Annotated in this window: 31 protein-coding genes and 1 pseudogene; 21 read left to right on the forward strand and 11 right to left on the reverse strand. The window is 37.8% G+C overall.

Features of this window, described 5'->3' with window-relative positions:
• Window positions 1–262 precede the first annotated feature (262 nt).
• The 4 genes from abc-f (at window position 263) to ACSKT4_RS03040 (ending at window position 3,689) form a co-directional block, all read left to right on the forward strand.
• Entirely contained in the window at window positions 263–2,188 is a 1,926-nt protein-coding gene (abc-f, locus tag ACSKT4_RS03025) for a ribosomal protection-like ABC-F family protein (RefSeq protein WP_186870792.1), read from the forward strand.
• A gap of 104 nt (window positions 2,189–2,292) precedes the next feature.
• The gene (locus ACSKT4_RS03030) at window positions 2,293–2,544 is read left to right on the forward strand and encodes a hypothetical protein (protein WP_186870873.1); all 252 of its coding nucleotides are present in this window, start codon (window positions 2,293–2,295) and stop codon (window positions 2,542–2,544) included.
• Between the two features lie 89 nt (window positions 2,545–2,633).
• Window positions 2,634–3,110, forward strand: coding sequence for a hypothetical protein (locus tag ACSKT4_RS03035; protein WP_186870793.1), 477 nt, complete (start codon window positions 2,634–2,636; stop codon window positions 3,108–3,110).
• 21 nt (window positions 3,111–3,131) lie between these two features.
• Entirely contained in the window at window positions 3,132–3,689 is a 558-nt protein-coding gene (locus ACSKT4_RS03040; RefSeq protein WP_186870794.1) for an alpha/beta fold hydrolase, read from the forward strand.
• A gap of 113 nt (window positions 3,690–3,802) precedes the next feature.
• Here the strand turns inward: ACSKT4_RS03040 and ACSKT4_RS03045 are convergent, their stop codons facing one another.
• Window positions 3,803–4,318: a CueP family metal-binding protein gene (locus ACSKT4_RS03045; RefSeq protein ID WP_186870795.1), complete on the reverse strand. Its 516-nt coding sequence runs from the start codon at window positions 4,316–4,318 to the stop codon at window positions 3,803–3,805.
• 154 nt (window positions 4,319–4,472) lie between these two features.
• On the opposite strand from ACSKT4_RS03045, the gene ACSKT4_RS03050 reads away from it, so the two are divergent.
• The 3 genes from ACSKT4_RS03050 to ACSKT4_RS03060 all read left to right on the forward strand — a co-directional run bounded on the left by ACSKT4_RS03050 (window position 4,473) and on the right by ACSKT4_RS03060 (window position 6,392).
• Window positions 4,473–5,414: a Gfo/Idh/MocA family protein gene (locus tag ACSKT4_RS03050; protein ID WP_246521483.1), complete on the forward strand. Its 942-nt coding sequence runs from the start codon at window positions 4,473–4,475 to the stop codon at window positions 5,412–5,414.
• 184 nt (window positions 5,415–5,598) lie between these two features.
• Complete coding sequence (locus tag ACSKT4_RS03055; protein WP_186870796.1) at window positions 5,599–5,853, forward strand: GlsB/YeaQ/YmgE family stress response membrane protein; 255 nt, start codon at window positions 5,599–5,601, stop codon at window positions 5,851–5,853.
• A 242-nt stretch (window positions 5,854–6,095) separates the two neighbouring features.
• Window positions 6,096–6,392 (forward strand): rhodanese-like domain-containing protein, encoded by a 297-nt coding sequence (locus ACSKT4_RS03060; RefSeq protein ID WP_436262602.1) that lies wholly within the window; start codon window positions 6,096–6,098, stop codon window positions 6,390–6,392.
• A gap of 121 nt (window positions 6,393–6,513) precedes the next feature.
• Here ACSKT4_RS03060 and ACSKT4_RS03065 read toward each other — a convergent pair whose 3' ends face one another.
• A complete protein-coding gene (locus ACSKT4_RS03065; protein WP_186870798.1) occupies window positions 6,514–6,954 on the reverse strand; it encodes a cell wall hydrolase in 441 nt (146 codons plus the stop codon).
• 92 nt (window positions 6,955–7,046) lie between these two features.
• The gene (locus tag ACSKT4_RS03070; protein WP_186870799.1) at window positions 7,047–7,424 is read right to left on the reverse strand and encodes an SET domain-containing protein; all 378 of its coding nucleotides are present in this window, start codon (window positions 7,422–7,424) and stop codon (window positions 7,047–7,049) included.
• Between the two features lie 334 nt (window positions 7,425–7,758).
• Here ACSKT4_RS03070 and ACSKT4_RS03075 point away from each other — a divergent pair, with 334 nt between their 5' ends.
• Entirely contained in the window at window positions 7,759–9,132 is a 1,374-nt protein-coding gene (locus tag ACSKT4_RS03075) for a hypothetical protein (RefSeq protein WP_343458232.1), read from the forward strand.
• Window positions 9,133–9,181: 49 nt separating this feature from the next.
• On the opposite strand, the gene ACSKT4_RS03080 is transcribed toward ACSKT4_RS03075, so the two are convergent.
• Window positions 9,182–10,348 carry an MFS transporter gene (locus ACSKT4_RS03080; RefSeq protein ID WP_255488161.1) on the reverse strand — a complete coding sequence of 389 codons (1,167 nt, stop codon included), beginning with the start codon at window positions 10,346–10,348 and terminating at the stop codon, window positions 9,182–9,184.
• Between the two features lie 289 nt (window positions 10,349–10,637).
• Between ACSKT4_RS03080 and ACSKT4_RS03085 the strand changes: the two genes are divergently transcribed.
• From ACSKT4_RS03085 to ACSKT4_RS03120, 8 genes and pseudogenes are all read left to right on the forward strand, one after another.
• Window positions 10,638–11,399 carry a class I SAM-dependent methyltransferase gene (locus tag ACSKT4_RS03085; RefSeq protein WP_465822783.1) on the forward strand — a complete coding sequence of 254 codons (762 nt, stop codon included), beginning with the start codon at window positions 10,638–10,640 and terminating at the stop codon, window positions 11,397–11,399.
• A 205-nt stretch (window positions 11,400–11,604) separates the two neighbouring features.
• Window positions 11,605–12,021 carry a DNA/RNA nuclease SfsA gene (locus ACSKT4_RS03090; RefSeq protein WP_186870801.1) on the forward strand — a complete coding sequence of 139 codons (417 nt, stop codon included), beginning with the start codon at window positions 11,605–11,607 and terminating at the stop codon, window positions 12,019–12,021.
• Between the two features lie 6 nt (window positions 12,022–12,027).
• Window positions 12,028–12,177 (forward strand): DNA/RNA nuclease SfsA, encoded by a 150-nt coding sequence (locus tag ACSKT4_RS03095; protein ID WP_186870802.1) that lies wholly within the window; start codon window positions 12,028–12,030, stop codon window positions 12,175–12,177.
• Between the two features lie 142 nt (window positions 12,178–12,319).
• Window positions 12,320–13,452: pseudogene (tnpB, locus tag ACSKT4_RS03100) on the forward strand (IS200/IS605 family element RNA-guided endonuclease TnpB).
• 161 nt (window positions 13,453–13,613) lie between these two features.
• A complete protein-coding gene (locus ACSKT4_RS03105; RefSeq protein ID WP_186870804.1) occupies window positions 13,614–13,775 on the forward strand; it encodes a DNA/RNA nuclease SfsA in 162 nt (53 codons plus the stop codon).
• A 111-nt stretch (window positions 13,776–13,886) separates the two neighbouring features.
• A complete protein-coding gene (locus ACSKT4_RS03110; protein WP_186870805.1) occupies window positions 13,887–14,468 on the forward strand; it encodes a Crp/Fnr family transcriptional regulator in 582 nt (193 codons plus the stop codon).
• Window positions 14,469–14,563: 95 nt separating this feature from the next.
• A complete protein-coding gene (locus ACSKT4_RS03115; RefSeq protein ID WP_186870806.1) occupies window positions 14,564–15,535 on the forward strand; it encodes an NAD(P)-dependent alcohol dehydrogenase in 972 nt (323 codons plus the stop codon).
• Between the two features lie 201 nt (window positions 15,536–15,736).
• On the forward strand, window positions 15,737–16,252 hold the full coding sequence (locus ACSKT4_RS03120) for a DinB family protein (RefSeq protein ID WP_186870807.1): 516 nt from the start codon (window positions 15,737–15,739) through the stop codon (window positions 16,250–16,252).
• 88 nt (window positions 16,253–16,340) lie between these two features.
• Here the strand turns inward: ACSKT4_RS03120 and ACSKT4_RS03125 are convergent, their stop codons facing one another.
• On the reverse strand, window positions 16,341–16,964 hold the full coding sequence (locus ACSKT4_RS03125; RefSeq protein WP_222619071.1) for an HAD-IA family hydrolase: 624 nt from the start codon (window positions 16,962–16,964) through the stop codon (window positions 16,341–16,343).
• A gap of 116 nt (window positions 16,965–17,080) precedes the next feature.
• A complete protein-coding gene (gene uvsE, locus ACSKT4_RS03130; RefSeq protein ID WP_465822785.1) occupies window positions 17,081–18,046 on the reverse strand; it encodes a UV DNA damage repair endonuclease UvsE in 966 nt (321 codons plus the stop codon).
• Between the two features lie 74 nt (window positions 18,047–18,120).
• On the opposite strand from uvsE (ACSKT4_RS03130), the gene ACSKT4_RS03135 reads away from it, so the two are divergent.
• Window positions 18,121–18,687 (forward strand): DUF6434 domain-containing protein, encoded by a 567-nt coding sequence (locus ACSKT4_RS03135; protein ID WP_465822786.1) that lies wholly within the window; start codon window positions 18,121–18,123, stop codon window positions 18,685–18,687.
• 10 nt (window positions 18,688–18,697) lie between these two features.
• Here the strand turns inward: ACSKT4_RS03135 and uvsE (ACSKT4_RS03140) are convergent, their stop codons facing one another.
• The 4 genes from uvsE (ACSKT4_RS03140) to ACSKT4_RS03155 all read right to left on the reverse strand — a co-directional run bounded on the left by uvsE (ACSKT4_RS03140) (window position 18,698) and on the right by ACSKT4_RS03155 (window position 21,497).
• Window positions 18,698–19,651, reverse strand: coding sequence for a UV DNA damage repair endonuclease UvsE (gene uvsE, locus ACSKT4_RS03140; protein ID WP_186870810.1), 954 nt, complete (start codon window positions 19,649–19,651; stop codon window positions 18,698–18,700).
• A 133-nt stretch (window positions 19,652–19,784) separates the two neighbouring features.
• Window positions 19,785–20,540, reverse strand: coding sequence for an HAAS domain-containing protein (locus ACSKT4_RS03145; RefSeq protein ID WP_186870811.1), 756 nt, complete (start codon window positions 20,538–20,540; stop codon window positions 19,785–19,787).
• Window positions 20,533–20,877 (reverse strand): PadR family transcriptional regulator, encoded by a 345-nt coding sequence (locus tag ACSKT4_RS03150; RefSeq protein WP_186870812.1) that lies wholly within the window; start codon window positions 20,875–20,877, stop codon window positions 20,533–20,535. Before ACSKT4_RS03150 ends, ACSKT4_RS03145 begins: the two co-directional genes overlap by 8 nt.
• Window positions 20,878–21,050: 173 nt before the next feature.
• Entirely contained in the window at window positions 21,051–21,497 is a 447-nt protein-coding gene (locus ACSKT4_RS03155) for an AraC family transcriptional regulator (protein WP_465822787.1), read from the reverse strand.
• Between the two features lie 190 nt (window positions 21,498–21,687).
• Between ACSKT4_RS03155 and ACSKT4_RS03160 the strand changes: the two genes are divergently transcribed.
• Entirely contained in the window at window positions 21,688–22,335 is a 648-nt protein-coding gene (locus ACSKT4_RS03160; RefSeq protein WP_186870814.1) for an SDR family oxidoreductase, read from the forward strand.
• Between the two features lie 60 nt (window positions 22,336–22,395).
• On the opposite strand, the gene ACSKT4_RS03165 is transcribed toward ACSKT4_RS03160, so the two are convergent.
• On the reverse strand, window positions 22,396–23,040 hold the full coding sequence (locus ACSKT4_RS03165) for an HD-GYP domain-containing protein (RefSeq protein ID WP_211741937.1): 645 nt from the start codon (window positions 23,038–23,040) through the stop codon (window positions 22,396–22,398).
• A 149-nt stretch (window positions 23,041–23,189) separates the two neighbouring features.
• On the opposite strand from ACSKT4_RS03165, the gene ACSKT4_RS03170 reads away from it, so the two are divergent.
• The 3 genes from ACSKT4_RS03170 (at window position 23,190) to ACSKT4_RS03180 (ending at window position 25,403) form a co-directional block, all read left to right on the forward strand.
• Window positions 23,190–23,906 carry a DinB family protein gene (locus tag ACSKT4_RS03170; RefSeq protein ID WP_465822788.1) on the forward strand — a complete coding sequence of 239 codons (717 nt, stop codon included), beginning with the start codon at window positions 23,190–23,192 and terminating at the stop codon, window positions 23,904–23,906.
• A gap of 55 nt (window positions 23,907–23,961) precedes the next feature.
• Window positions 23,962–24,765, forward strand: coding sequence for an arginase family protein (locus ACSKT4_RS03175; RefSeq protein WP_186870817.1), 804 nt, complete (start codon window positions 23,962–23,964; stop codon window positions 24,763–24,765).
• 68 nt (window positions 24,766–24,833) lie between these two features.
• A complete protein-coding gene (locus tag ACSKT4_RS03180) occupies window positions 24,834–25,403 on the forward strand; it encodes a lysozyme inhibitor LprI family protein (RefSeq protein ID WP_211741934.1) in 570 nt (189 codons plus the stop codon).
• Window positions 25,404–25,417 lie beyond the last annotated feature (14 nt).

The following is a 25,417-nucleotide window of genomic DNA, read 5'->3' on the forward strand; positions in this document are numbered from 1 at the left end:
TTATGCCATTAGGAATCAGGCAATTTATAAGGCGACTTACTTACTGAAAATGGGAAAAAACTATCTAATACACTTTGGGCATGACTTTTGCTCTCTTTTATTGGATGGAATGATTACTATAGGATACCTATAGCTATAAAACTACCCTTTTAGACTGTAAGAAGCGATATCTTCTTATAGTCTTTTTTCATATTAACGAGTAGTAGTCTTCTTAGTCTGTCTTGCAATGGTGTAACGTACTGGACGAAAGAAGGTAGATAACATGTTAGAGCTTAAAGTAAACGGTTTGAAAAAATTTATGGAAGCAACATTAGTATTAGAGGATGTTACGTTTGAAGCATTTGACGGGGATAGAATAGGTATAGTTGGCGTAAATGGTAGTGGGAAAAGCACCATTCTAAAGATTATAGCTGGGTTAGAGCCAATGAATTATTACCCAGGCTATCCACAAACCTCAAGCTATGGTTACGATGAGGGGGTCATTCAGATAGTCCCAAATAACTCGACTACTGCTTATTTGGAGCAAATGCCCGAGTATCCAAAAGGCTTGAAGGTTATCGATATTTTAAATCTAGCCTTTGAAGAAATTGATGCAATAGAAAAGCAAATGCGAGATCTGGAAGAACAAATGGAAGCATTACAAGGTACCGCATTAGAGAAAGCGTTGAATAAGTACAGTAACGTCGTTCAAGTCTTTGAATTAAAAGGTGGATATGACAGGGGAGAAAAGTTAAGCAAGGTGTGTACGGGGCTAAAAATGGATGAGAGCTTTCTAAATAAAGAATTTGATATCCTAAGCGGTGGGGAGAAAACTACTGTTATTTTAGGGAAACTTCTTATTCATAATCCCGACATTTTATTATTGGATGAACCAACCAATCATTTAGATATGGAATCCATTGAATGGTTAGAAAGTTATCTGAAAAGTTATCAGGGAATTGTGCTCATTGTATCGCATGACCGCTATTTTCTTGACCATGTTGCAACGAAAATAGTGGAAGTAGAAGATAAACGATCATTCAGTTACAAGGGTAACTATTCCTCATTTGTCAGTCAAAAGGAGGAGAATATAAGGATACAGCTAGAGCAATATCGCCAGCAACAGAAAAAAATTAATGCGATGGAGAGTGCGGTAAAGGATTTAAGAGACTGGGCGATTCGTGCTGATAATAATAAGTTTTTCCGAAGGGCTGTAAGTATTCAGAAACGATTAGAGAAAATGGAACGTCTTGATAAACCATCAACTGATAGAAAAAATATGAGATTAGGCTTTAAGGAGGTCGAACGTTCGGGGAAAGAAACAATCAAAGCAACCAAGCTTTCTAAGTGCTATGGAGAGAAGGTAATTTTTAAAGAGGCGGAGCTTATGGTTCATTATGGTGAACGAGTAGGGTTAATTGGACCGAATGGTAGTGGCAAGACTACATTTCTAAAGATGCTACTAGGGGAAGAACAACCAGATACTGGGGAAATTAAATTAGGTGCAAGCGTTAAGGTAGCCTATTTGCCACAAAAGATTACCTTTGAAGAGGAAAACCGTATGTTAATTGAAGTCTTTCGTGAAAATATTTCTATACTAGAAGGAAAAGCACGGGAGTATTTAGCAAAATTTATGTTTTATAAATCGAGTGTATATAAGCGGGTTAGACATTTATCTGGTGGAGAGCGAATTCGGTTGAAGCTAGCGATTTTACTTTATCAAGAAATAAATCTATTAATTTTGGATGAGCCAACCAACCATTTAGATATTGACTCCATTGAGGCCCTTGAAGAGGCATTGGAGGATTTTCAAGGTACTATCTTTTTTATCTCGCATGATCGTTATTTTATTAATAAACTGAGTGATAGAATCATTGTGGTGGAGGACTATGCGCTAAAAAGCTATCTAGGCAACTATGATTATTATAAACAGGAAAAGGAAAAAATAAGCAACCAAGGTGTATCGGCACCTCCATCGAAGCAAGTAGTAAAAAGGGATCGGAAACCTGTAAAAGAGAAGAAGGCTTTCGATAAAGAAAAGCTGCTAGTCAAAATAGAATTACTCGAAAGGGAGATTAAAGACATTGACACAGCTATGGCTGCAGATCAAATTGACTATCAGCATCTTCAAGATTTGTATAATAGAAAAGTAGAACTCAGCGAGGAATTGAATGTAGCAACGGATTTATGGTTAGGTTCAAGTGATTAATTTCTACTATTTAGACAGTGTCAGTCTCTGTTATTGGTGCTAGGGAGACTGACACTACTATCGATTGTGAACAAAACAACCTTTAGGGGGTGGGCTAAGTGAAAATGGAAACGTATTATCTAGCAGTAACCTATGATGTATGTGTACACAACGACTTATACGAAGATATGAATCAATACCCGCTCGATTCAACTAAGGAAATGGAAAAACAAGTAGCGGAAATTGCCAAACAGGACATCGCCCCAGTCGTTAAAGTTTTTATAGCCAATTCAGCAGATTTAAAGGGTGATGTTACATTATATAAAGAATTTTACTTTAAGGAATTTGAATGTAATTGCACGGAGTATGTTGAATAGGTAATTCTTTCTCAACCATTTTTTAGTTTTTTTTGAAGAGATTTGGACAAGTTAAAAAAGAAATTAAAAGCAGGTTGAGGTGAATGCTTATGATTACGAAGCGGCACTTATGGTTTAATCTTGGGATGATTATTTTCTCTTGGATGACGCTACTGTTTATTGGCAAGAGAAGTTTTAAGCGGTTTGCAATAGGAGGTTTTTTCATTGTTGGGTTTGAGATCCTAAATCATCTGTATGGAAATCGCCGAAATTGGTGGAAGTTTTTTGATAAAAAGGATGCATTCTATAAGGATGAACTTCCATTTAGTATTGGACCATATATGCCACTATCGATGTGGATTATGAAATATACATATGGTAACTTTAAAAAGTTTATCCTAGTAAACGCAATTGCAGATGCACTTTTTGCTTTTCTTGGGATTGATATTCTGAAAAAGTATAAGATCGTTGGGCTTAAACGGTTAAGCCATATAAAGTTCTTTTTTTACTTGCATTATAAAGCATACTTATTATACGGCTTGCAATATTTAGTTGATAAGGTTATAAGAAAAGAGAAAACAGCCTAAGGTAAGGAGGAGGGGATAACCATGAATCCAGCGTTAATGTTTATACATAGTGCTGGTCCCCAAGGGGAAAATCAAGGGAGTAGTAACCTAATAAAGTATGTAAGGAATGGTCTTGGCAATGACGCTGAAGTCAATTCTCCGAAAATGCCAACACCAGAAGATCCAAAATACAGTGATTGGAAGAATGAACTGGACAAGGCGTTGGCTAAACACTCTGGAGGGATAGTATTAGTAGGGCACTCTTTAGGAGGATCTGTTCTATTAAAATATCTCTCTGAGGAAGTTTATCATGTGAAAGTATTGGGCTTGTTTATTGTAGCAGCACCATTCTGGGGAATAGATGATGATTGGCAACGGAAGGACTTTTTTCTCCAAGAAGCATTTGAACAGCACCTCAAGAAAATACCTCATATATTCCTTTATCACAGCAGAAATGAAGAAATTGTACCTTTTTCACACCATATTGTATTAGCAGAGAAATTAACTCGAAGTACTTGTAGGATACTCGATGGATCCGATCATTTATTTGATAATGGATTACCTGAGTTAGTTAGGGATGTCCGAAGCTTGTTGCGATAAATAAAAGTGTAATAATGAGAAGGGCGGGGACTTAAGTAGTCGTCAACCCGAATGAAGCACGATATTAAAATCGTGGTATTCATTCGGGTTTATTTTTTACATACTTTTGTACCTTACAATAATTGCATTGTTGTAATACATGTATTATCACCATCAAAAGTAGATATTGTTGATTCAGCGGCTTTGCCATCATACTCAATCTTCACTTGATATGTTCGGTCACGTGGTAACCATAAATCAATAAATCCATTGGCAAATGATGTAAAGGTATCATCCACCACGACATTGCCTTCTTCATCTTCAATATAAACATTAAATTCTTTTTCCACTAACTCTCCCTGGCAGCTTGTTAAGCTATGGATCGCACATTCATGAGTTGACTCTTCAAATGGAGCAATAGAAACAAAAAACTCGTCTTCTGGAAGAGGATATGTTTCTTTCTTTTGATTATGATCTGTCACAATCAGTTCTTGTGAATTGATAGAAGCAGATACATCTTCATGACTTCCTACACTATACTCATGGACTAATTCCTTAATATCCTTCTTATCTTCCTGCGATGTATCACCACAAGCTGCTAGTATAAGAACAAGTAATATACTGTTTATGCCGATTAGAGCTTTTTTCATATTTTTCAACTCCTGCTTATCATCTAATAAGTATTTTACTATATTAAGGCTCCGTGTACTGCCCAATTCACGAAAAGTTCATACTTATTTCAGCTTTATGGTACTATTATTATCGAAAGAGATAGAGTCTCATACAGGTAAAGGAGAAATGATCATGCGTATAGGAATTATAGGTCTTGGTGCAATTGGACAACGACTCATTAAGCGCTTTGCAGAACATAAGGAAGTTGAAATTGTTGCGGTATGTGATCAAATGGAACCATTAGCAATGAAAACAGCAAATGATTTAGGTGGAATTAACGCTTATACAGAATACCAACAGTTAATTGCAGATGAGAAAGTAGAGCTAGTTTATGTGGCAGTACCACCAAAACTTCACCATTCCATCGTTATGGAGGCATTGAAAGCAGGAAAGCATCTCCTCTGTGAAAAACCTTTAGCTAATTCGTTAGAAGAGGCAGAAGAAATGTTCCATACTGCCAAACAGGCGAATGTTGTACATGCGATGAATTTCCCATTAAATTACGAGCCAGCAACCAATAAATTTGCGGAAATGATGCAAGAAAGATACATTGGAAAGTTACGTCGATTACAGCTTTCTATGCACTTTCCACAATGGCCACGAGCATGGCAGCAAAACAACTGGGTAGGCGGCCGTGAACAAGGTGGGTTTGTATTGGAGGTTGGCGTTCATTTTATCCAGCAAATAGTAAAGATGTTTGGCGATGTTAATGATATCCGAACACAACTAGAACTACCAGAGGATCCTTCTAAATGTGAAACAGGTATTATAGCAACCGCAAAACTTGCAGATGGTACCCCAGTCCTCATTGAGGGGTTAAGCCAAATCCCAGGTAAGGAATATATTGGATTCACAGCCTATGGTACAGAAGGTTCATTATCCTTAGATAACTGGGGTATTATTAGAGCCGGGAAAAACGGTGAAGAGCCGAAAGAAATTTCCTTTGAACATCAACCATATAACAATCTAATAGATGAGTTAGTAAAAGCAACAAAAGGGGAAGAAGCAGAGATTTATGATTTTGAAATCGGCTTTAAGGCACAGCGTGTGTTAGAGCAATTAAGGAAAATGTAAAAATCAGTCCTACCTACCAAGTGTTTCGTTAACATTTGGTAGTTTTTTGTGATGAAAATGAAATACCATAATTACTCTAGAGAGTAAGTAGAACGTTAAAATTTATTATGTCGTGTTTAAATTTTTCTATATTGGATAAACATATAATAGATATAATTCTATTTTGACATAGGAGGAATTCATCATGGGTTTCATTTGGAGTTTAATTGTTGGAGGTATTCTTGGTTGGATTGGTAGCCTTATCGTCGGCAGGGATGTACCAGGTGGAGTATTTGGTAATATTATTGCTGGAATTATTGGAGCATGGATTGGATCGTTTTTACTTGGTGATTGGGGTCCAGAAATAGGTGGATATAACATTATCCCGGCACTAATTGGAGCCATTATCCTAATCTTTGTGATTAGTTTAATTATGAGAGCAATGCGTAAGGCTGATTAATATAAGAACACCCACGCTACAGGGCTGGGTGTTCTTTCAATTATTCAAGGAATACAGTAAAAAAAATCCTAGTTGACATATTCTTCAGGATTTCACACTATAACTTCAGGATTTGAAGGGGGTCTTTCAGGATTTCTCCCCTTATCTTCAGGATTTATAATTTATGAAGCAGAGATATTGCAAAGCCTCTCCATTCTATATAAGATAAACCTATTAGTAAATTACTTGGAGGAATGGTAATCGTGAAAGAAATTACAGCAAAGGAACTAGAACAAAAGCTAACGGCAGGGGAAGCATTGAATATCATTGATGTTCGTGAGGATGAAGAGGTAGCAATGGGGAAAATTCCAGGAGCAAAACATATCCCACTAGGTCAAATTCCTGAACGTCTTGAAGAATTAGATAAAAATGACCATTATTATATGGTATGTCGTTCTGGCGCAAGAAGTGGAAACGCAACAGGTTTTTTAACAGAGCGTGGCTATAATGTTACGAATATGGTTGGTGGAATGCTGGATTGGGAAGGAGAAGTCGAGTAAGCACTCTGCTTCTTTATAAATACGGTTTTTTCTCCTTTCGAATAGGAAATGGTAAAAAATAAGCAGTTCAATTTGTTTTAAATTGAACTGCTTTTGTATATCCCCACAATAAGTATGGGAATCACCATATATAAACACTCTCACATGTATCAGCCTGTGGCTCATAATAGCAATGCTGTTTAAACTGGCCAGCAAATGGCTGATCATACCAGGTAGGAGGGCATGGAGCATACGGATTAAAGTACCAAAGCGCATACTTAGAAGGATGCTCTCTCCAATAGTCTAGTGTTTGTTTGGCCAATCTTTTTTCTGATTCTCGTGCTCTATTATAGAAAACATTCCCTTTTTGTACTGCTTCAAATGAGTAGTTTCCACCCTGCACTTGATAAATGACATCCGGTATTGATCGTAAATCTACAAAGTCTAAACAATTCGCTTTTAATCGATTGACAATAACATTTCCAACCATTAGCATGCCAAGCTTTCCTTCGCCTTCTGCCTCCGCACGCATCATTCTAGCCATTAAATCAATATCACTATCGTTATACTTCACTCTTGCCATTTTCATCACCTCTTAAAATAGTATGAAAAATATTGGCAATGGTTCATTTGGACGAAAGGATATTTTTAAAAAATTATAAAGTCAAGGATTAATCAATCCCGATCAAACCAAAGCAGTTCTTGATCATCTGCCTCTCCGTTGTAATTGATTAAAATTTCATCACCGGCTTTGATATCTTTGTATGCATAAAAGTCAAATGTATGATTATCAAAGTTAATTTCATAAATTGCATTTGGTTCATAGGAATGATTAAATAGCATGCCATATCCAAGAAGAATGGCTGTATGATTTATGCCGTATTCAAAGGCATAATCGGCGAGTAATGTTTTTTCAATAAATTGATGCTGGTCATTAGGATAAGCGATAACAGGTGCCTCATGTAATAGCTCTCCCTTTTTAATTGCACGTGTAGCAAATACTCCTCTATTAAACTCTCCATCACTAACAGAAGATGTTTTGATTTCAATCATATTTGTTCTCCTCAAGATTTTGTCTTCTTTTATACTGTAACATTAATCCAGCACTTGGACCTATAGTTTAGGTAAACTAAATGTAGCAACCTTTGTAATCTTTAGTGTACCCGTTTCGAACTTATCCTATTGCGTCAAAGCAAAATCGATTGAAAAATAAGTCCTTTGGTAGTGATAAGAGCAAGTGAAGTACATAAAATGAAAAGTGCATCGGATGCAGTTTATTCACAGCATTCACTAGTGATGAACATAAGTTTACATTGCTCATGTGAACTACACAGGGGAGTTATGCTACACTAGAACTATATGGATGTTTTAGAGAGGGGTCCAGAGCTTGGATTTACAGAAGGAAGTATCAAAGCTAACCAAAAAGGAATTAGTTGAATTAATTATGGAGCTTGTTGAGGGCGATCAGGATATTGCGAAGAAGATCGAATTTAAATTAGTTACGCCTAATGATGAAGTAAAAGCAAGTAAACAATTAATTCGTAAATATATAAATGAAAATAAACGGCAAGGTTTTATTTCCAGACGTAATGTACATGCTGCTCTACAGGGTGCTGAGATGGTGCTTGATAAGGGACGGGATAAGCTGGTAAATGGGGAAGAAGAGCTAGCTATTGAACTAGGAATTACAGTATTATCAATCGTTATCGATATGCTTCAGTATACGGATGATTCTAATGGAGAGATTGGCTTTGTTATAAATGAAAGTATCACCCTACTTCAGGATGCCTCATCCCTCGTACTGCTTTCCTTAAATCATCGTGGCCAGGAAAGGGCTTTTGATCTAATTCTAAAGGAAGCGATGCACAAACGTTATGATGGATGGAACGATACTCGTTATGAGCTATTAGATGTTTGTACAATCTATTCTGCTCGTTCTTCAGAAAGAAGGAAGCTAGAGGAAACATTAGAAAAGCTGTTAAGCCAAGTTTCCGATATGTCTTCTCTTTCATCTGATTATGATAAACAAGCCATCCTACAGCTTCAGTTAAAGATAATGGAACGGAATGGTGAAATGGAACAGGCTAGCCAGTTTGTTCATCACCACATAGAATATGATGAATTTCGGAAAATGGCTATTGAAAAAGCAATTGAAAATGAAAATTATGAAACAGCCTTACAGCTTTGTAAAGAGGGCGAAGAAAATGACAGTAAATATCCAGGTCTAGTAAAGCAATGGAAAGAATGTCGACTACAAGTCTATGAAATTATAGAAGATATGGAAAAGCAAAAAGATATACTGATAGAATTTGTATTAGACAATGAATATGAGGCATATGGGAAGCTAAAGGAGTTGTATTCTCCAAGCGAATGGCAGACTGCCCTAGAGAAGATATTTGAATTATTGGAAGGGAAATCGTCCAATTACCTTCCCCATGTATATGAGTACATCGCAAAGCTTGAGAATCGTAGTGATAAAATATTAAAGTATGTGGAGCAAGCGCCATCCACCATTATCGAGCTTTATCCATATTTGATTGCCGATTATCGGGATAGAGTGGAAGAGATTTTTATGCAACATATCCTATCGGAAGCAGAGGATGCAACCGATAGAAAGAAATATCGTCATGTATGTAGGAAGCTAGTCGTCTATAAAGAAGCTTGTGGAGACGAGAAGTTCACTAGCGTAGTACAGCAGTTAAAAGATACTTATGAGCGAAAACCAGCATTTGTGAATGAACTGGAGAAAGTAGAAAAATAAACGACAAGATAAATCCCCCCTGTATGTATCGTACAGGGGGGATGATTGATTAATAGCGTTGGAGCATCTTGGATGATGTAGGATTAGCTAATTTAAGTCTTGCATACCCAACTAAAATCAGTACGACCATCCCAATTAAAAACGCAACAAAATAAGGAGAAATAACATCACGAGTAGCCCCTGTAATGAACGAGCTTGTTATCATACCAAGTGAATTAACTGCAGACATAATACCAAAAGCCCGACCATGTCCTTCACTTGAGACTGCATTAGTAATGGCGGTTGCCATTGCTGGCATCATCACTCCTAAAAAGAACCCTAGTAAGAATAACGATAACGGAAGGGCAACTAAGGCATTTAATATGGTAAAAATACTCAAAGCCATGCCAAATAATCCAAACAGCATCCGTTTCGTCGGATCAAAGCGATTAATGAAAAATAATACTGATGAGGCAAAGGTTCCCACCCCCATAAAACTAAATAATACACCTGTCGTTGCAGTGGAAAGCCCTTGTTCAACTGTTAAATACGGAACCTCATAAATTATTACCCCATGAATATACATCACAGCAAAAGCAGTAAGAAATACCATCTGTAAACTCGGCATCTGTAGTACTTGTCTAAAACCTAGTTGTTGTTCATGATTAACCCTAATAATACTCTGCTTTTCCTTTAAAAATCGAGCAGTATAAAGAGCTGTTAGTAAGAGGGAGGTCCCGATTACATAGTACGTATTCGCATAGCCAATTTGAGCTCCTAACTGTCCACCGATAATAGGTGCGATAATACTAGCAATCGTACCAAGAATCCCCATAATCGCGATGTTTTTCCCTTGTTGGTGACTATTTTTTGCATACCCTGATAGCAAGGCCAAAGCAGAAGGAATTAAAAAGGCTAAGGATAGCCCATTGAGCGTTCGAACAACTAGTAAACTAGTAGAGTCGGAAACAAGTGCATGTCCGAGAAAGAGGCAGCCAGATAGAAATAAAGACAAAGCAATAAATCCTTTCTTACCAAACCGATCGGACAATGGACCTGCTATTAAATTCCCTGTTAAATTAGCAAATGCTGCAATACTCAACATGACGCCGATTAGCACACCGGATGCTCCCATACTCGCTGCATAAGGTGCAAAGATAGGGGATTGCACACTCATCACCAAGCTAACGAAAAACATAATAACAAAGATGTGTAGTTTATCTACTGATGTTCTCAATTTTCTTCACCTCAAGAAAAATATATGCTGGACAAAGCATATTAAGACGAGCTTTTCCGTGAAGTGAATGTAAAATTCGTATGATTGATATGTATATAAACGTAAAAAAGCCAGAAATCATTGTTTAATTTCTGGCTTTAACTATCATTTCTAAAGTAGGTAAGCCTCTATCTACATGATACAAAAAATTAAATTATAAGTCTATAATTAATTTTTTGTCTATGGGAGAATGAAGTTGTGCACAGGAACGTAACGTTACGGGAATTATTTGACTTAAGGAGGTCCTATGATGAAACGGACAATGCCAACAGAGGAAGCCATTAAGCGGTGGAATCTGCATGCAGAAAGGTTTACTGCTGGATATAGTGAATTTGGTGACCGCAGTCGTGTATTATTCTTAAATCCTACTATCTTTTCCTTGTTAGGGGACGTAGATGGGAAGTTGATATTGGATGCAGGCTGTGGAGAAGGATATCTTAGCAGAATTTTAGGAGATAAAGGGGCAAGGATAACGGCAATTGATTACTCAGAAAAAATGTTAGAACTGGCTAAAGCACGAACCCGAGAAGATTTGGAAATCGACTATTATCACGGAAATTGTGAAAATCTAAGTTTTCTAGATGGTGAGCAATTTGATACCATTGTTTCGAATATGGTTATTCAAGATCTAGAGGATTATGAAAGCTGCTTACAAGAAATGTACCGACTGTTAAAACCAGGTGCAAGCTTCGTCTTCTCCATCCTTCACCCTTGTTTTATCACGCCGGATAGTGGTTGGATTCGTAATGAACAAGGAGTGAAAGAATACTGGAAGGTGTGCAGGTACTTTTATGAAGGGGTATATGATCAGCGTTTACCAATTCAGTCCAATAAGCCAATCGTATATTATCATCGAACACTTTCAAGCTATGTGAAAGCTATAATAAGTGCCGGATTTACGATTGAGGATTTAGTGGAACCGAAGCCATCAAAGGAGGTATTAAAGGAGTATCCTGGATATGAAGAGGATTTGAATTGTGCTACCTTTATGGTGTTTAAGTTGAGGAAGTAGTCATAACTAGGGGCTGGGATATAACGAAAAGATTGTAAAACCGAATGATACACGATACTTGCTCACCATTCGGTTTTCCTTTAAGAAAAATTTCTTTTGTCCCAGCCTCCATTTCATCATACAATCCTCATGTGTAATACCTTTTTATCGCTAGAGGCATGGTATACACAAACCATAAATAGGAAAATGGAGGGGAAGTGTTGTTATGCAGTATGGAACAGTAATCACAGGAGTATTACATAGAAAAGTAAATCGATTCATTGCCGAAGTCATCATTGATGGTGTGATGGAGCATGTCCATATTAAAAATACAAGTCGTTTGAAAGAACTGCTTGTACCTGGAGCGGAAGTAGTCATGGAATTAAGTACGAATCCCAATCGAAAAACAAAATTCTCTCTTATTGCGGTTTGGAAGTATAGTCGGTTAGTTAACATTGACTCCCAAGCACCAAATAGAATTGTCTTGGAGGCAATTAGGAAGGGAAGAATGAAGGAGCTTGGAAAGGTAGACGTACTGAAGCGAGAAGTATCCTATGGCGCTTCTCGGTTTGATTTTTATTATGAAAAGGGCAGTGAGAAAGGGTTTATCGAAGTAAAGGGAGTAACATTAGAAGAGCGGTGATTAGCCATGTTTCCAGATGCACCAACAGTTAGAGGGACAAAGCATGTACAGGAGCTGATAAAAGCAAAGAAGGAAGGATATCAGGCGACTATTTTATCATCAATAGGCGAGAAGACTCCCACCTCAAGGAATGGGAAATGCGTAGGTGGGAGATAAATCGCCTTCGGACAAGAGATGGCTCACTTGCCATCTCGATTGTTCGACTATTCAAGTGCTTACATTCTTCCCTGAAATGACCTATCCACCATGCAACATAAGGTATAATAGAGGTATCGTGATACAGAAAGAGGTGAAAGCAATGCTCGTCAAAAAAGCCTACAAATTCCGTATCTATCCAACGAGAGAACAGAAAAGACAGATTGTGAAAACCCTTGGCTGTTCTCGTTTTGTCTTCAACCATTTTTTAGTAAAGTGGAACGACACCTACAAACAAACCGGAAAAGGACTGACGTATAACGCTTGTTCTGCTCAACTACCTCAATTGAAAAAGGAATTAAGTTGGTTAAAAGAAGTAGACAGCATTGCAGTCCAAACTTCCCTCCAAAACCTCTCTGATGCCTTCTCCAGATTCTTCAAAAAGCAAAACAAAGCCCCGCGATTTAAGTCCAAAAAGCATCTGGTTCAATCCTACACAACGAAGCAGACCAACGGAAATATCTCCATGGAAGGGAACAAAATCAAACTACCTAAATTAGGACTCGTTCGCTTTACCAAAAGCCGTGAAGTACATGGTCGTATCATCAATGTTACCATTAGACGTAATCCAAGCGGAAAATATTTCATTTCTATTCTTGCAGAAACAGACGTACAACCATTAGTAAAAACAGAATCCGCTTCGGAATCGACTTAGGCATCACGGACTTTGCGATTCTTTCTGATGGTCACAAGATTGACAATAACAAGTTCACTTCCAACATGGAAAAGAAGTTAAAACGAGAACAACGCAAACTATCCAGACGTGCTTTGCATGCGAAAAACAACGGAATCAACTTACTCGGTGCCAAAAACTATCAAAAACAAAAACGAAAAGTAGCAAGATTGTATGATAAAGTGCTGAATCAACGTGCCGACTTCCTGAATAAGTTAAGTACAGCCATCATCAAAAACCACGATGTCATCTGTATCGAAGACTTGAACACGAAAGGAATGTTGCGCAATCATAAACTAGCGAAATCTATCTCTGACGTATCATGGTCTAGTTTTGTGACGAAATTACAGTACAAAGCGGATTGGTATGGTAAAACCCTGGTGAAAATAAGTAGAGGCTTTCCATCCAGTCAACTATGTTCTGTTTGTGGACATCACACTGGCAAGAAGTCGCTTGAGGTAAGGGAATGGACTTGTCCAGCTTGTCACATGCATCATGATCGAGATATCAATGCGAGTAACAATATTCTAGCTGAAGGATTACGAATCGTAGCTTCAGCTTAAGCAACCTATAAAACCGTAGGGACTACGGGGATAGCTTGGTAAAGAAGAGAAACCGCTGTTAGTTAAGAAATACCACGAACAAGTACGCTCTGTTCCCAAGAATCCCCCACTTCAAACATCCTGAAAGGAGGTTAAGTGGGGGTAGTTCAATTGTTGTACAAATGAAAGGATGTGACCGACTGATCCCTCATTTTAAGATGGATGAAGCATTTGCCAACGTATTAGTAAGCGCAGCTGAATGTGGAGTACAAGTTTTAGCGTATGATACGGTGGTGAAGGAGGACGAATTAACTATAGATCAAGCTGTTCTAGTTTCATTGTGAAACTCCTATTAGAGCTAGTATTAATTTTCTAAAATATATAAATTTAATATTTTGCAAATGAATATAATGATAAGATAAATGAAGAGATTATATTCGTAAAGGAGAATGGCCATGAAGGAAATTCTATATAAGTATATGGCTAAGCATACGAATCTGCGTGAAGCGGAGCAAGAAGCTATTATCAATGAAATCGTGGTGGAGCGCTTTTTGAAAGGAACGGACTTAACGAAGCAAGGATATCGACTAGACACCACTACGGATTGTTATTTCGTACTAGCAGGCTGTGTGAGGCAATTCTATATTGATGAAGACGGTAAAGAAATCACCTCCAATTTCTACACAGAGGAACAGGCAATATTATTAGCGAACTTTGGCGATTCTAGCCAAGTTTCTAACTACTCGTTAACTTGTGTAGAGGATTCCGTGTTAGTTGTTTCTGACATGGTGAGAGAAGAAGAGATGTATCTTGACTTTCCGGAGCTTGAAACGATGACCCGGCGTATGATGGAAGGATATCTTGGTCAGACTCAAAATGAACTTGCTCAATTCTTTCGTTTATCCCCAGAAGAGCGCTACAAATCTGTCATCACAAACAGGCCAGACCTCATAACCCGTGTTCCCCAGCATCAACTGGCAAGCTATCTAGGAATTACACCAGAGTCATTAAGTAGAATTAAAAAACGAATTCAATAATATTTCATCCATATCACCCTCATCTTAACTTAAGTCAATGCCTGAAGGATGAGTGTCCATTATGATAATCTAAAAAGGACTGAGGGTGGATGAAGATGAAGGCAATTATTACTTCGAAATATGGAGCACCAGATACGCTAGAATTAAAGGAAGTGGAAAAACCGGTGCCGAAAGCGGATGAGGTACTGGTGAAAATTCATGCGGCATCCGTGAATTATGGCAATATTGTATTACTGAGAGGAAAGCCTTATATCGCTAGGCTTGCATTTGGACTTCGTAAACCAAAATTCCCAATTCCAGGAGGGGATATGGCAGGAACGATAGAGGCCATAGGGGAAAAGGTAACAGAGTTTAAGATTGGCGACGAGGTGTATGGTGACCTGTCTAGCTGTGGATGGGGGACTTTTGCAGAGTACGCAACAGCGCCTGAGAAGGCTGTTGCACATAAACCTCGTAATCTATCATTTCAAGATGCTGCAGCAGTACCTATGGCGGCGACTACCGCATTACAGGCAATCCGTGATATTGGCAACGTAACAGCTGGACAGAAGGTGCTTATTCACGGGGGATCAGGTGGTGTTGGAACATTCGCGGTTCAAATTGCAAAAGCTTTGGGTGCAGAGGTGACAACGGTTGTCAGTACAAGAAATGTGGCCATTGCACATGCACTAGGTGCTGATCATGTAATAGATTACAAGAAGGAAAAACTGGACGATAAGGAACAGTTATATGATTTGGTCATTGGAGTCAATGGTTCTCAGCGTCTTTTAACCTATAAACAAATACTTCAGTCCGGTGGTCGATTTATTCATGTAGGTGGTACGGAAAGCCAAATGTATCAAACAATGCTTTTCGGACCATTTATTTCGATGACTGGGAATAAAAAAATAGCTACTTTTTTGCAACGACCGAACCATGGGGATTTAATCAGGATGAAGGAGCTAATTGAAGCGGGGCAAGTAAAGCCAGTTATCGATAGAAGCTTTTCACTACAAGAAGTCCCAGAGGCGCTCATGTATTTTGAAGAAGGTCATAGTCAAGGTAAGGTTGTCATTACGATTTGTTAAGGAAGAGCAGTCCCGGGTGACTGCCCTTAGCTATAGGCCTATTCTATTTTTCTCCTCCTGACTCAATATCCATGCCAACTTATAAGCATATACATATCCTAATTGGAATAATGTGTATGTAGGTGGCAATCATGTCACCCTGAAAATTTTAGAATGGATTCAAGAAGGGACTTTTACTAGACGCCTTCAAGGAGGATTATGATGAGTCAGGTGATTACAGATTATTTCCAGGAAACAAGAGGAGCGCTACTGCGATTGATTGAAGGATTAAGCTTTGAGCAATTTAATGCGACACCTAATGAAGAAAAGTGGAGCGTTGCTCAGGTTTGCCATCATCTAGCATTATTCGAACTTGCAACGATAAAAGCGGTGAAGTATGGGTTACGGGAGGATAACAGTACGAAGAGTGATCCGAAAGATATTAAGCTAATTTTAGATCGGTCGAAGAAGGCACATGCACCAAAGGTAGTAGAGCCAGGTGGTGGCCCGTTTGAGTTGCAAGAGATGGTTGACATGTTGAGAAATACTAGGAAAAAATTACATGAAACGATGGATAGCTTGGAAGATTGTACTGTACTAAATGAAAAATCAGTTGTCCATCCTAGGTTTGGTTTACTTTCCTTACACCAGTGGGTTGAGACAGTACCATTGCATGAACAACGGCATATTGAACAAATTAAAGAGATTATGGGAAGATGGGCTTACGGAACACGCTAGAATTTCGTTGTAGCGTGTTTTTAAATGGAAATGGAAAGAAAAGCTACCCTCAGGGATTATATATCTGCTTCTACTCTGAGGGTAAGTCTTATATTATTGTTAAAATATCATCTGGCGTTTTGGCGTGAAAGTCGGGCTTTAGCTTTTCAATCGCTTCAATGGAATCATATCCCCAGCCAACCCAGATAATTTTAATCCCTGATTTTTTACAGGCAAGGATGTCTCTTTGTTCATCCCCGATATAAATTACTTCAGACGGATGTAACTTATGTTCACTAAGATATTTATCGATGAGCTTATCTTTACCAAGGATACTGCTAGAACATAAGACACGTTCGATCGTTGTGACCTCATTGCGTTTTAAGAAACGGATAATATTATCTCTTGAATTAGAGGAGATGATACTAGTTTTATAGCCTTTACGATCAAGCTGTTGTAAGGTAGACTTCATTCCATCAAATAAACGTAGCTCGTGTAACGATTCTTGATATAATTTATATAATTTCGGTGCGATAATAGGTAGTTTAAACATCGAAAAATTTACATGCTTCATCCTTTGCTTAAGTGAAAGTTGTTTGAGGACAGGTATTTCATGATGCTTTATTTCTTTTAGATTATGTTTCTTACAAAGACTATTCCAGCTGGATATTAATACTTCAAGTGAATCGACAAGTGTTCCGTCAAAGTCAAAAATTACATGTTTGATCACCATTTACACTCCATTCCAAAACGGTAGAAGGAGAACAACGTATTTACCTACCTTCCTCTAGACTATAGCATATGCTCCATCATATTAAAAATAATGCCCAAAATTGCTTAAGCGGCAATTTACTTTAGGTTGAAAGAAGAGCCATCAACCACTTCAACATCATCCCGATTTTTAATTTCCTCCATTAGCTTAAACAGCGCTTTATCCTTTTGCTTTGCTTCAATCATACAATCAATTTGGGGGATGGACCCCTTTATTTCATGTAAAAAGTCAAAAAAGAGCTTGCTATCGATGTAATCAGCATGGTGACGAAAACTTCTCTCACTTTTTGGACTAGATATGTGCATCTTAATAGGCAGTGGAGAATGTTCCCATGACTGTACGATACTATCCCAGTGCCGCTGCCAATTCGAATCTTGATGTAGGGCTAGATGGTGGTGGTAGTCAAAGACAAGTGGGATATTAAGCTTCTGACAAAGGTAAAGCATATCCTCTAATGTAAATGAGGTATCATCATTTTCTAACATAATTAGCTTCTGGATACCTGTTGGAACATCCATCCAGGTTTCTATAAACTGCTCCAAAGATTTTTCCTTATCCATATATTTGCCCCCAACGTGTATAACACAGCGATGGGTACGGTCTATTTTCATTGCCTTTAAAATCAAATAATGCATTTTCAAGGTTAGGATTGATTGGTGAAACACATCTTTATTAGGGGAGTTAAGTAACACAAAGTGATCTGGGTGGAAATCGACCCGTAACTGGTGCTCTTGAATATATGTACCAATTTCCTTTAATAAATCTTTTATTGGCATGATAAAATCCCAGTCCAAAAGCTCCCGATGATATGCTAGTGGAATCAGTCTTGAAGTTAATCGGTAAAAGTGGATTTCGGATGCAACAGTATGTTTTAGTAATCGCAATGTATTCGTTAGGTTTGAGCGTGCAATTCGTTCTAATTTTCGAATGGCTGCATCTCGGTCCGCTATTTTTTGAAATTGCGTAAAAGTCATTGTTTGAGATGGAGATGCGTTTTTCAATTCCATGCTCATGGCTACATAACCAAGTCGTACAAGTGTCATGATGTGTCACCTCTTGTAAAAATATATTGTTAAAAGAGAACGAATGTTCTATAATGAATGTGGAGGTGCATAGTTTGAGACCGAAATTATCAAAAAAATTGCATGTGGATAGGTATAATGATTTTTATTGGCTAAAGGAAGAGTTACAAGTATTCTGTAGAGAACATGGGATAAGCGCAACTGGTTCTAAGCTCGAGATTTCCAATCGAATCGAAACTTTCCTTCGTACAGGGGAGATACTAAAGCCTGATAGAAAGTCGAGACGAAAGGCAGAGGGAGTCCTCAGTTCCCAGCTATCTCTAGAAACAGTTATTACAGAAAATCACCGTTGTAGTCAAACTGTCAGAGCATTCTTTAAGACGATTATTCCCAATTTTCATTTCTCTACTCATATTCAAAACTATTTTAAGACGAATGTCGGTAATACATATCGTGATGCAGTAGAAGCTTGGTATGAAGAGGAAGAACGAAAGAAAGACCCTTCCTATAAAAAGGAAATTGCACCTCAATTTGAATATAATCGGTTTATTCGTGATTATTATGCTGATCCAAAAAATCAAGGGAAAAGTCGCGAAAAGGCGATTGAGGCCTGGAATGAAATAAAAAAACGCCCAGGAAGTAACCAATATAATCCCAGTTAAATTAGATATATTACCAAACTATCGAGGCTCCTGAGGTTCGCTTTACTCCACGGATTTTGGCAATATCATCAACTAATTGAAGCATAGCAAGATTCTTTTGTTTTGCTTCGATCATGATGTCAAAGTCTCGATTTAGGGCCTTTGCGATTTTTAAAAATGGAAGTATAAATTCAACATCAACATAATCAGCATGTGAACGAAAGGCTGATTCTGATTTTGGTGAAGAGATATGTACTTTTGGCGGAATGTCTCGGTGATTCCAAGTATTAAAAACCCGAGTTAAATAGTCTTCCAGTTCGGCGTCCCCTTTATTGGCCATGTAATGATGGTAATCCAGGATCATCGGAATCTCTTCTTTTTCACAAGCATCTAATGTTTCCTTGATATTATAGGTTTTGTCATCGTTCTCTAGTGTCATGAAATATTTAATGTCATCAGGCAGACTCCTTAAATTTTTGTGAAATCTCACTAAACTATGCTCTTTATCTCCATATGCACCACCAATATGAATATTCATAATGGATGTTTCTAGGATATCCATTGCTTCAAGCATTTTATAATGATACTCTATATCCGCCGCTGCATTTAACGTAACCTCCTTTCTTGGACTGGTAAAGAGGGTATATTGTCCGGGATGGAAGCTTGTTCGTATCTTGTATCTCTTGATTAGTTGACCTAATTCTTCCCACTCATTCTTAAAGGGCGTAATGAAGTCCCAGCGTACATCGGGATGTGTAGCCAAAGGGACAAGCATACTTGAGAAACGATAGAGCTCAATTTCGTGTGCAATATTATAGTATAGAATTCGCTTCGTGTGCTGTAAATTCTGTGCTGTGACTGCTTGTAATGTAGCTAGCCGTTCATGCTTAGGAAGAGCAGAATATCGTTTAAAGGTCAGTGTTTTAGAAGGGCTAGCATCCCATAAGCCAAGTGCGTTTGCAACATAACCAAACCGGATTTTCATGTAAGACTCCCCTTGATTGACAATATATAGTTTATGCTTTGTTATAAGGTTTCTGTCTATACAGCAAAATTTACTTGGATAGAGAAAAAGAGGAAGTTCCCATAGACATGGAACCTTCCCGTTTGCTGTTCAATTAGCTATGCTTATATTTAAGATTATTAATCCATACATAAATACCTATCCCAACTATTAAGATAATGTTACTTGCGATTAGTTGCATTTCAGCATCTAATGCCGTTTTACTAAGTAAATAATCTGGTAAAACAAGTAAGGCAACAATTGCAATTAGAATTGCTGTTTTAGCCCAAATGGAAAGGCAAATGATAAATAACACCATTATTCCTGTTATAATCATTGTCCCAGTTTGTCCAATTTCCATAACTGGAGTTTCTACTGAGCGATTAAGAAAAATTAACCCAACATACAATCCGATAGGGACTAACGTTACAATCAGTAACAAGAGAAACTGGTTCAGGTTTGAAAGATAATGACTAGCGATATATCGAAATGCTAGAAAAAGAGTGACAATAAAAATTCCTGCAATTACGATATGACCAATTATTTCTAGTATGGAATAGGATAACGAACCTGCCCCTGCTAATGCATCTTTAAAAATAGTAAAAGAGAATGAGCCAACGATGATCATAAAGATGTATTTTAGCCATGACCGTAAGTCGATCTTCATTTCATCGGCAATCATCTGCATATATTCCTTCGGGGAGTTACCAACTATTTTTTCAATAGGTTTTCCTCTTTTTTCTGCTTCAATTAAATGTGTTTCCAATTCCTCTATAATCGCTTCGATTTCTTTGGACTTCTTTCCACTAGAAAATAAATAAACCCGTAGATCTTCTATGAAGGTCTTGCTTTTGTTTGATAGTTCATGCATGGTTATCTTCTCCTTTGAATTCATGTTTAAGTACTCTGTTTACATTGGACTGTAAGTAGTCCCAACGCTCCATAAACTCTGCCAGTTCCAGTTCGCCCTTAGGCGTCAAAGAATAATATTTCCTGCGAGGTCCAGCTGTGGATTTTCTTAATGTGGAGGTGACCAGCTTTTCTTTCTGCATACGCATTAATAATGGATATATGGTACCTTCACCGAAGGATTGAAAGCCGTATTCCTCAAGCTTTTCGGCTAGTTCGTAACCGTATACCTCCTTATCTTTTATGATTGCAAGAATACAACCATCTAAAATGCCTTTTAGCATTTGGGTTGTTGACATATTACGTGACCTCCTTTGCTATATTGTAATACAAGGGTTGTAGGATTTAAAAAATACCTTGCAATACAAAGTATATGTGTAGAATAACATATGCTATCTTGTAATGCAAGGGTAAAAAATCTTCTTATTACATGGAGGTCATCTAGTTAAGTGAAGACAAACCTCCCAAGCTACTATTTAATTGGCACGCATATTTCACAGTAATGGTTTTTCAATAGGTCCGCTTTGTATCGTTCCATAATCGGTTTGTTATCCATCTGATATCCACTTTTTTGTATCCAAGTATGCAGCTTAGTATATGCCTCTTGTATTGCTTCCGTTGTATGCCTGATTTTAAACATAAGGTATCTTCCACCAAGGAGGTCACGTTCGCTAATTGTATTATCTAATGGGTAATCGTTATCGATTACGATGCAAGCATCAAATCGACAGTCTTCAGGTTTTGTAGACTCTGGATTGTCTAATGGGACTGCATACAGAATAGATGATTGAAGAAGATTTCTCGCACTAGCCCAACCTTTTAATTCAGTCATCACGTTAATATTTTCGGGTCCATATGGACCAATCCGCCTCTTATAAGCAATCCGATAATTGGGGAGGGTTTCTATTTTATATTCCATTACTAATTCTTCCTTTCCTCATATATTATTTGGTACATTTCGAATGTAACATGCTTTAAAATTTTTTTCATAATATTTTTTAAAATTATCAGGAAGTTTTTAATAGAGCGTAATACGAAAGCAATATCTTTGATAAAACTGCCTTCTTTTGAAACAATATAACTATCCATAGTGAAGGGAGTTTTCAAACATGAAAGTATTTCTTATCGGTTCAAATGGTCAGGTTGGAAAACATATTGTGAAGTTCCTTCAAGAAAGTAATAAGCACGAGTTAACTGCTATGGTTCGTAGCGAGGAGCAGGCAGAGCAATTGAAAGCATCTGGTGTGAAGGCGGCTATAGCGAATTTGGAAGAGAGTGTAGAGGAGCTTGCAGAAGTGATGCGAGGTTCTGAAGCGGTAATCTTTTCGGCTGGATCTGGTGGACACACTGGTCCAGATAAAACATTGCTCGTTGATTTAGATGGTGCGGTGAAGTCGATGGAAGCAGCTGAAAAGGCTGGAATCAATCGATATATTATGGTTAGTGCTTATAAAGCATATGACCGTGAATCGTGGAAAGATAGTCCGATTAAACCATACATGGTGGCTAAACATTATGCAGACAGAATGCTTGTAGCAAGCGATTTAAACTATACCATCCTAGGTCCAGGACTGCTACTCAATGAACCTGGTACAGGGAAAATTGCAGTTGGCGAGGAAATTCAAAAAACATCAATACCGCGTGAGGATGTAGCAAGGACAGTGGTCGCAGCATTAGATGAGGAAAAGACGTACCGGAAGACATTAGAAATTATGTCTGGGCATACACCAGTTGAAGATGCATTAAAGCGACTATAGTGGTAATAAAAGTAGGGCGAACAAATGGTTTTGTTCGCTCTACATACTTTAATCTAGCTATTATAAAAAATCTGAAGGCGTATCGAATGGCTTATACATTTTTTCGATAAAATTGATATTATACGTATCATACCAGTTCTCTGGTAGCTCTAACTCCGTTAACAAATGAATGAACATTTCTACTAAATTCCCGTCAAATTGAGTCCATGCGCATCTTGTTAATTCTTCAAAAGCCTCATCATGGGACATTTTCGTTAGCTTGTAATTTCTCTCATCGTAAGTCATCGTATCAAAGGAATCACAGATTCTAATAATTCTCCCTTGAATCGAGATTTCTTCTCCAACTAATCTTCTCGGATATCCTGTCCCATCCCAATTTTCATGATGGTCTCGAATAAATGCAGCTGCTCGCGTTTTACCTAGCTCTTTTCGAATGATCAGGTTACCAATATGGCTATGACTTTCAATTATGGTTCTCTCAATTGGATTTAACTTTCCAGGTTTCAATAATATTTCTTTTGCTATACCAATTTTTCCGATGTCATGTAAAAATGCTGCAACTCGCAAATCATCATCATAACAACCAGCTTCTTTTGCAAGCATGGCTGATAGATACATAACCCGTAAAGAGTGATGCTTAAACAATTGCAATACTTCATGATCCTGAGCAATGTTTTCAAATAGGGATTCCGGAGTTCGAATCATTTTATAGCTCCTTTATCAGCTTATTTGTATGTTTAGTATAACAGACTATTGTAAGTTTTTTGTTTATTTTGACTGAACATACTATACTAGAGTTCAACATATTCTATTTATTAAACTGATAGATTAATAAAATGGGGGTATTACCAACTATGGACAAGACTGAGCGGAAGGCTTGGAATGCAAACCACAAAACGCTAAAAGAAATGCTAAGAAGACCTGAAAAGCATGAGGAGGCAGTTCAACTATTTCTTACCCAACATTCGCTTTTACATACAATTTCCAATCAGGAAAGCCTAGCAGCTGCGTTATTAGATGATTTAACAGAGTCAACATTTCGGAAGTACCCTGTGAAAAGACCAGATACAAAAAATTCCATTGCGTGGCATTTATGGCATGTTACCCGTATTGAAGATATGACGATGAATATTTTAGTGGCAGGTAGAAAGCAAGTACTCAGCACAGCAAATTGGCTGGAGCAACTTCATATCCCATTTGAACATTCGGGAAATGATATGAGTGAAGCGGATATTGCAAAATTAAGTAAGGAAATCGATTTTAAGGCCCTACTATTATATAGACAAGCTGTAGGCAAACATACCCAAGAAATCATATCGCAATTGGAAGCCGGACAATTCAGGTTGAAGGTTGAATCAGATCGAATCAACCGGTTGTTTACGGAAAAAGCAGTAGCAGAGGATTCTACCTGGTTGGCGGAGTACTGGAGTAAAAAAACAATAGCAGGGTTGGTATTAATGCCTGCTACGAGACATATCTTTTTGCACTTAAATAAATGCATCCGCATTAAGGAAAGGCATCAAAAAATGGTGGATTTAAGGGATGGAAAGGAAGCGGTAAAAAGAATATAATAGGTTATCATATCTACCAAATGATTAGGTTACTAGTGAACATGGAGGAATGAATATGGAAAGCAGTGTAACCTTATGGAACTTCGATGGGACTTATCGTAGACAATCTTTCTATCTAAGAAGCAATTATACATCGATCGATTTGGAATATATGCGGAATATTAGTTTGTTCTGTGAAAAAGCTGTCTTATGGGAACTGGCGGATAGGATAAGGAATCATCCAAGCAGCAACATTCATTATTTAGGTAGTGGAAACTATCATTATATCTCGTATATTCTACAATCCCAGATCAATGAGCCCTATACATTAGTGTTATTTGATCATCATACAGATACACTTCCAGCTCCAAGCGAGAGCCTGATTTCTTGTGGCTCATGGGTTCTGGAGTCCATTCATAATCTTCCCATGCTGAAGAAGGTATTTATCATTGGTGTGAGTGAAGACGCCTATCTCCATATCCCGAAAGACGTACAGAACAAAGTAGCAGTCTATACGGAACACTCACTCCAATCTAACCTACCAACGATTATCAAATCTATCTTAACTAATCTACCAACTAAATCTATTTATATCAGCATGGATAAGGATGTTCTTCTTCAGGAGGAGGCTTTGACTGCATGGGATCATGGGACACTCCGACTAAAGCAAATGATGGGCATGGTAAAGGCACTCTATCGCACTAAATCTATTATCGGTGTTGATATTTGTGGTGAGTATCCTGTAAATCCTTCTACTGAATATCATAAAAGGACAAAAGAGGCATTGGAGAAAAATGATCGTGCTAATGGCTTTATTCTCCAATCCATCCAACATTGGAACGCTAAACGTCACAAGCCTTCGAGATTATTGCACGCATAACATTTGGTAACTTTTTACCAATTATTTGATATACTATTTGGGAATCAATGAATTGGAGGCAGCATGACATGCGAAAATTATTGTTACTAATGATACCATTACTCATTCTAGTAGGTTGTTCTAATTCAACTGTAGAACAATCAGAATCAGATATGGTGAAGGATAATCCTTTATCAGATGATGCGGATGTGGAAACGAAGGAAGAACAAGAACCAGAAGGGAATGCTGATACGAATGAGGAGCAAGGGAATGGATCTGTAAGTGCTCAAGAAGAGAAGGTAGTAACGAAAGCAGAATACGTCAGAAAACTAGCAGTAGTAGAAGCTAGCCTAGCAGCGCAGCGTGAAATCATAGAGACGGGTACACAAGTCGATATGGAGGAAGCAGCAGGAGAAATGTATAAAGCATGGGATAATACCTTAAATGAATTATACGGTATCTTACAAAGTCAGCTTTCTGATGAAGTAATGCAAACCTTAAGAGAAGAACAGCGTAATTGGATTGTTTTACGTGATGAAGTGGCAGAAGCGGAGGCAGCTAACTACAAAGGTGGCTCAATGGAATCCTTTGCTTATACATCTAAGCTTATGGAGATGACAAAGAATAGATGTATAGAATTAGTTGAAATGTATATGTGATAAGGATGGAACGT

It is taken from the genome of Ornithinibacillus liuyingii (genome assembly GCF_055550225.1).